Source organism: Variovorax sp. Root473, assembly GCF_001426505.1.
GTDB lineage: Bacteria > Pseudomonadota > Gammaproteobacteria > Burkholderiales > Burkholderiaceae_C > Variovorax.
Map to the genome: position 1 here is coordinate 309975 of NZ_LMEV01000019.1, position 4468 is coordinate 314442.

Annotated in this window: 3 protein-coding genes and 3 pseudogenes; 4 read left to right on the plus strand and 2 right to left on the minus strand. The window is 67.2% G+C overall.

Translation table 11 applies throughout. The annotated features are described in order from the left end of the window. Positions 1-533, minus strand: a pseudogene (locus tag ASD34_RS28410) (DUF58 domain-containing protein); the annotation flags it as partial. Continuing rightward, positions 530-1450, minus strand: a complete 921-nt coding sequence (locus ASD34_RS24630; RefSeq protein WP_056583364.1) for an AAA family ATPase — start codon at positions 1448-1450, stop codon at positions 530-532. The gene ASD34_RS24630 and the pseudogene ASD34_RS28410, both read right to left, overlap by 4 nt. A gap of 89 nt (positions 1451-1539) precedes the next feature. On the opposite strand from ASD34_RS24630, the gene ASD34_RS24635 reads away from it, so the two are divergent. From ASD34_RS24635 to ASD34_RS24645, 4 genes and pseudogenes are all read left to right on the plus strand, one after another. Next, positions 1540-2493 (plus strand): histone deacetylase family protein, encoded by a 954-nt coding sequence (locus tag ASD34_RS24635; protein WP_056583365.1) that lies wholly within the window; start codon positions 1540-1542, stop codon positions 2491-2493. 39 nt (positions 2494-2532) lie between these two features. Continuing rightward, a complete protein-coding gene (locus tag ASD34_RS24640) occupies positions 2533-3822 on the plus strand; it encodes a mechanosensitive ion channel family protein (protein ID WP_056583367.1) in 1290 nt (429 codons plus the stop codon). 135 nt (positions 3823-3957) lie between these two features. Beyond that, positions 3958-4091, plus strand: a pseudogene (locus ASD34_RS28415) (electron transfer flavoprotein subunit beta/FixA family protein); the annotation flags it as partial. A 1-nt stretch (position 4092) separates the two neighbouring features. Further along, positions 4093-4468 (plus strand): annotated as a pseudogene (locus ASD34_RS24645) (electron transfer flavoprotein subunit beta/FixA family protein); the annotation flags it as partial.

The following is a 4468-nucleotide window of genomic DNA, read 5'->3' on the forward strand; positions in this document are numbered from 1 at the left end:
CGCCAGACCGTCCACACGCGGAAGGTGCCGAGCGGAAAGCGTGTTTCCGCGGTCAGTGGCGGCACGGGGTGCAGGCCGCGCCGTTCGGGCTGGAAGGCGATCTCCACGGTGGACGTGCCTTCGGCCGGCACGTCCGTCCAGGCCCACTGGCCGCTGCCGCGCACCGCCATGCCGATGCCGTAGCGCACGCTGCGCCGCGTGTTGTGCAGCACCACGCGGAACACCGCGGCGGCGCCCGCGAACTGCGCCTCGGGCGGCACCATGCGCAGCGCCAGACCGCGCAGCGTGGCGTGGCACACATGCATGCCCACCGCGACGCTGCCCGCCAGCAGGAAGGTCAGCAGGTAGCCCAGGTTGAGCTGGTAGTTGATCGACGCCACGAGCAGGACCAGCAGCGTGGCTGCCAGCGTCCAGCCTGCGCGCGTCGGCACGATGTAGACGTTGCGCTGGGTGAGTTCGAGCGTGTCCGACGGCGGCCGGCGCGAAAGAAACCAGCCGTCGATGCGCGAGCGCAGGACGCCGACAGGGTTCACGGCAGCGGCACCGCGGCGATCATCGCCCGTACTTGTTCGACCGCGCCGCGGCCGGCGTCGCCCACGGGCGTGAGGCGGTGCGCGATCGTCTGCGGCAGCACGGCCTGGATGTCGTCGGGCGCCACGTAGTTGCGGTTGGCCAGCAGCGCCTGCGCCTTGGCGGCGCGCAGCACGGCGATGCCCGCGCGCGGCGACAGGCCCTGCAGGAACCAGCGGCCCGAGCGGGTCGCGGCGATCAGGTCCTGCAGGTAGTTCAGCAGCGGCTCGGCCGCATGCACCTGCTGCACGCGCTGCTGCAGCGCGGTGAGTTCGCCGGCGGTCAGCAGGGCGGGCAGGCCGGCGAGCATCTCGCGGCGGTCGGCGCCCGCGAGCAACTGGCGCTCGGCCGCGCGGTCGGGATAGCCGAGCGAGATGCGCATCAGGAAGCGGTCGAGCTGCGACTCGGGCAGCGCGAAGGTGCCGAGTTGGTCCTGCGGGTTCTGCGTGGCGATCACGAAGAAGGGCGTGGGCAGCGGGCGGGTCTCGCCCTCGACCGTGACCTGCTTCTCTTCCATCGCCTCGAGCAGCGCGCTCTGGGTCTTGGGGCTGGCGCGGTTGATCTCGTCGGCCAGCAGCACCTGCGCAAAGATTGGCCCGGGGTGGAACACGAAGGCCTGCTGGCCCCGGTCGTAGATCGCCACGCCCGACAGGTCGCCCGGCATCAGGTCGGCCGTGAATTGCACGCGTGAGAACTGCAGGCCGAAGGTGTGCGACAGCGCATGGGCCAGGGTGGTCTTGCCGACCCCCGGCACGTCTTCGATCAGCAGGTGCCCGCCCGCCAGCAGACAGGCCACGCAGTCGCGCACGTGGGCCTCTTTGCCAACAATCACCGTGTTAAGCTGACTCAGCAAAGTGGCTAGCTTCGCGGCTACGTCCATATTTGTATCCATATGCAAACGATACCGTAAGACCTTGCGGCCCCATGCCGTGTGAGGTCTAGACGCGACGACACGAGACACGGCGAGAGATGGGCAAGACTGGCTACTTCACGCATCGCGACTTCTGGAAGCACGACATGGGCAACGGGCATCCCGAATGCCCCGAGCGGCTGGATGCCATCGAAGACCGGTTGTTGCTGACCGGCGTCGGCGACGCGCTGGCGCGGGGCGAGGTGCCCCTGGCCACGCTGGAACAGATCACCCGGGCCCACAGCCACGCGCATGTCGAACACCTCGAGGAGCTGCAGCAGCGCCTCGTGGCCGACGCGCCCGCCGGTGGCCCCGATCACGCGCAGGTCGACCCCGACACCGTGCTCACCCGCTTCACCCTGCTGGCCGCGCGCCGCGCCGCGGGCGCTGCGGTTGCCGCGACCGATGCCGTGATGGCCGGCGAGGTCGAGAACGCCTTTTGCCCCGTGCGCCCGCCGGGCCACCATGCCTGCCGCGAACAGGCCATGGGCTTTTGCTTCTTCAACAACGTGGCCATTGCCGCGCGGCACGCGCTCGAGGTGCACGGCCTGGACCGCGTGGCCATCGTCGATTTCGACGTGCACCACGGCAACGGCACCGAGAACATCCTGTCGAACGACCCGCGCGTGCTGATGGTCGGGTTCTTCCAGCATCCGTTCTATCCGTACAGCGGCACCGAGCACCCGGCGTCGAACATGCTGAACCTGCCGATCCCGGCCTACACCAAGGGCATGGATGTGCGCGAGCTGGTCGAGGCGATCTGGATGCCCCGGCTCGAGGCCTTCAAGCCGCAGATGGTGTTCATCAGCGCTGGTTTCGACGCCCACCGCGAAGACGAACTGGGCCAGCTCGGCCTCAACGAAAACGACTTCGCCTGGATCACCGGCCGCGTGCGCGATGTCGCCAAGCGCCACGCGCGCGGGCGCATCGTCTCGCTGCTCGAAGGCGGCTATCACCTCGACGCGTTGGCGCGCAGCGTGGAAGCCCATATCCGCGTGCTGGCAGACCTCTAACGCAGACGGCGCCCATGGGGCGCCATGTTTTCTTCATCGATGAATTTCAATTTCGACGACTTCCTCCAGCGCCTGCAACAGGTCGATGCGCGCGGCCTGAGCATCGAACTCGCCGTGCTCGTGGCCTGCGTGGCCGTGGCATGGGCCGTGTGCAAGTGGTTCGGGCGCGACCAGCCCAAGGACTCGATCTGGTTCGGCGAGCGCACCTTCGACGGCCTGCTGTTCCCGCTGCTCGCGCTGGTGCTCACCGGCATTGCGCGCCGCGTGGCGCTCGATGTGCTGCCCGTGGTGCTGGTGCTGCGCATCGCCGTGCCCGTGTTCCTGTCGCTGGCGGTCATCCGGCTGTTCGCGCGGGTGCTGCGGGCCGTGTTCCCGACTTCCAGCCTGGTGCGGCTGATCGAGCGCACGATCTCGTGGCTGGCCTGGATCGCCGCCGTGCTGTGGATCGTCGGCCTGCTGCCGCCGGTGCTGGCCGAACTCGACGACATCACGCTGGCCTTCGGCAAGACCCGCGTGAGCCTGCAGACCATCATCCAGGGCGCGCTGTCGGCCGGGCTGGTGCTGATGGTCGCGCTGTGGATTGCCAGCACCATCGAGAAGCGCATCCTGCGCGAAGCCGTGAGCGACCTGTCGATGCGCAAGGTGGCCTCGAACGCGGTGCGCGCCTTCCTGCTGTTGATCGGCCTGCTGTTCGCGCTCTCGGCCGTGGGGGTGGACCTCACGGCGTTGTCGGTGCTGGGCGGTGCGCTCGGCGTGGGCCTGGGCTTCGGCCTGCAGAAGCTGGCGGCCAACTACGTGAGCGGTTTCGTGATCTTGCTGGAGCGCTCGATCCGCATCGGTGACAACGTGAAGGTCGACACCTTCGAAGGCCGCATCACCGACATCAAGACGCGCTACACGCTCATTCGTGCGGGCAACGGGCGCGAGGCCATCGTGCCGAACGAATCGCTCATCACCAGCCGGGTCGAGAACCTGTCGCTGGCCGATCGCAAGTTCAACATCACGACCAACATCGTGGTCGGCTACGAGAGCGACGTGGCGCAGGTGCAGGGCATCCTGTGCAACGCCGCCAAGGCCCAGTCGCGTGTCATGACCGACCCCGCGCCCGTCGCGTACCTCGTCACCTTCGCGCCCGATGGCCTGGAGTTCAGCCTGAACTTCTGGGTCGCCGACCCCGACAAGGGCAAGGACAACGTGCGCTCCGCCATCAACATCGCCATCCTCGAAGGCTTGCGTGCGGCCCGCATTGACATTCCCTATCCGCAGCGTGTGCTGCGAGTGGAATCTTTGCCGGCAGGCGTGGCCGCAACGCCGCCTGCTGTTTTATAATCACGGAAAAGCACGATCGTTCTTTTTTCGACCTGCAAGGCCGACAGGAAGAATGGAGAAGCAGCCACGGCCGGCGTCCTAAAATGGCCGGCTGCTCTCGAAGCCCCCCTTTTGCAATCCAATGGAGTCAAGTCAATGAAGGTTCTTGTGCCTGTCAAACGGGTCGTCGATTACAACGTGAAGGTGCGCGTCAAGAGCGACGGCACCGGGGTGGACATTGCCAACGTCAAGATGAGCATGAACCCCTTCGACGAGATCGCTGTCGAAGANCTGCGGCGATGCCAAGTGCCAGGAAACCCTGCGCACCGCGATGGCCATCGGCGCCGACCGCGGCATCCTGGTCGAGACCGCTGAAGAACTGCAGCCGCTGGCCGTGGCCAAGCTGCTCAAGGCCCTGGTCGACAAGGAACAACCGTCGCTCGTCATCCTGGGCAAGCAAGCCATCGACGACGACGCCAACCAGACCGGCCAGATGCTGGCTGCCTTGGCCGACCTGCCACAAGCCACCTTCGCCTCGAAGGTCGATCTCGCAGCCGACAAGGTCACCGTCGCACGCGAAGTCGACGGCGGCATGGAAACGCTCACGCTCACGCTGCCCGCGGTCATCACGACCGACCTGCGCCTGAACGAGCCGCGCTATGTGACG